The organism is Pseudahrensia aquimaris (genome assembly GCF_042676045.1).
Classification (GTDB): Bacteria; Pseudomonadota; Alphaproteobacteria; order Rhizobiales; family Rhizobiaceae; genus Pseudahrensia; species Pseudahrensia aquimaris.
The window spans coordinates 1-769 of sequence record NZ_JBHTJV010000019.1; the positions used below are offsets into that span (position 1 = coordinate 1).

The window sequence follows — 769 nt, forward strand, 5'->3', positions numbered from 1 at the left end:
CAGGTTCGCATTGTCACCGTCCGGATCATCGTCATTGCCCAGAAGATCAAGCACAACCGGCGTATCGTTGTCGGTCGTACCCGTGTCGTCCTCGGCAACCGGAGGCAAGGCGGACTCGAGCACGCAGATTGTCACCGTTGCAGTATCTGTCGCACCAAACTCGTCCGTGATTGTGTATTCGAACGTGTCTTCACCTTCAAAGCCGGCAGCAGGCGTGTAAGTCAGCGTACCGTCAGCATTCTCGGTGATCGTACCACCGTTGGCAGACGTAGAATCGAAGTCGGTCACCGTGAACGTGTCACCCTCCGGATCGTTGTCGTTCGCCAGAACATCAATCACGAGCGGTGTTTCGAATTCCGCGTTTCGAGCATCATCCACCGCATTCGTCGTGTTTTCGTCAACGTGGACGGAAACAGTCGCCGTATCGGTGTTACCTTTGGCATCCGTGATTGTGTATTCGAATGTGTCTGAACCAGAGAAGCCTGGAGCTGGCGTGTAAACCAATTCACCATCGGCGTTCTGCGTGACCGTGCCACCATTGGCGGTCGTCGTATCGAAGTCGGTGACTTCAAACGTGTCACCATCCGGATCGACATCGTTGTCCAATACCGGGATCGTGACAGGCGTATCCTGACGCGTACCAATATCATCATCGACCGCATCAACCGTGTTGTCAGAGACAGCAACCGTCACAGAACCTGTGTCCGTCAGGCCGTCTTCGTCCTCAACCGTGTAGTCGAACGTAGCATCGCCCGTGAAGCCGTCTTCC

Annotated in this window: 1 protein-coding gene; it reads right to left on the reverse strand. The window is 55.1% G+C overall.

Annotated elements, in window-relative coordinates; all coding sequences use genetic code 11:
* Positions 1 to 769: Ig-like domain-containing protein (locus ACFQ14_RS14355; RefSeq protein ID WP_377213447.1), on the reverse strand; the 769-nt coding region annotated here is incomplete at both ends.